This is a genomic window from Mesorhizobium sp. WSM4983, assembly GCF_029625765.1.
Lineage (GTDB): Bacteria > Pseudomonadota > Alphaproteobacteria > Rhizobiales > Rhizobiaceae > Mesorhizobium.
Map to the genome: position 1 here is coordinate 1 of NZ_JARTVM010000029.1, position 1060 is coordinate 1060.

Here is a 1060-nt window from a genome sequence, read left to right on the forward strand (position 1 = left end):
GACGACGAGGCCCTTGCTTCCCCGTTCGTCAAATGCCTCCTGCGGCTCATTCGTACTCAGGATTCCTTCGGCTTATGGGAAGGCCATTCGGATGCCGAGCTGCTGGCCGAGTTCATCATCACCAAGCAACAGCAACGTGCGGTACCCTTTGGCGGCGATCCCGATCCTGACGCGCTGTGGAGGCTCGACATGTTTTACACCGCCGTAGCGCTTGCGATCGAGGAGCGCTCCGGCGTGTCGACGTCGCCGACAATAGAAATGAAACCCGTGGGGGCTTCCGGCGGTTGGGCGTTCTGTCGAGACGTCCACCGGTTCGGCTTCGAGACTTTCCGCAAACTTGCTGAGGCCGGTACGAAACTGGTCGACGATGCGACTGCAGCCATTGAAGCCTAGCCCGAGATGGAGCGCATCAACAAAACCATTGTTCCAGGAAGGATCTATGTCAGACCTAGATAAGATGAGGAAGAAAGTCCGAAAGCTCCAGTTGCGTGCAGCTATTGCCAAGATGGCATTGCAGGACCTTGTCGAGGGTCTGCCGGGCAAGTGGGCCGACATACAGGAAGTCGCCGAGAAAACCCAAGCCGTTTATGCCGAGTTGGATGTTGCCAAGAGAGAACTCGCTTCAATGAAGAATTTAGGATGATGCGCACATTCACCACCCGTGACGGCTCCATTTGGATGCCGCCGTACCTGACCTCCATCGATAGCAAATCTGCATCGGCTGCTGCCGTTGTTTCAAGGTCTGCTCGCGCGATGTCATGCATCTTCACGGCGTTGATGATGCGGGTGAAATCCTCGGCCCCTGCGATGACGAGGACGACGATTTCGACGGCAAGCTCAATCGCATGATCATGGTTGTCGATGATGCCGGCCGCTGCATAGGCTGCGGAGCCTGCGGCCGCGTCTGCCCCAAGAACTGCCAGACGCATGTTGCGGCCGACGAGCTCGCAACATGATCTGGCGAAAACCAGGAGAACGGCGTTGCACTTCATCTTTTTGTCGGCTCGTGGGGCTGGTCCTGTGCAGCAATGCGTCGATGGTTTACTTCGCTTTGGATTCG

At 57.1% G+C, this 1060-nt stretch carries 2 protein-coding genes and 1 pseudogene; all 3 read left to right on the forward strand.

The window, feature by feature from the left end; all coding sequences use genetic code 11:
• A partial coding sequence (locus tag P9254_RS28790) for a DUF269 domain-containing protein (RefSeq protein ID WP_127259213.1) occupies positions 1-393 on the forward strand: 393 nt, incomplete at its 5' end.
• A gap of 46 nt (positions 394-439) precedes the next feature.
• Entirely contained in the window at positions 440-643 is a 204-nt protein-coding gene (locus P9254_RS28795; protein ID WP_063169367.1) for a CCE_0567 family metalloprotein, read from the forward strand.
• Positions 640-956, forward strand: a pseudogene (gene fdxB / locus P9254_RS28800) (ferredoxin III, nif-specific). The gene P9254_RS28795 and the pseudogene fdxB overlap by 4 nt, the downstream one beginning before the upstream one ends.
• Positions 957-1060 lie beyond the last annotated feature (104 nt).

Excerpts from the sequence above, each read along its gene's own strand:
- P9254_RS28795 (WP_063169367.1), top strand. The coding sequence starts at position 440 with ATGTCAGACCTAGATAAGATGAGGAAGAAAGTCCGAAAGCTCCAGTTG.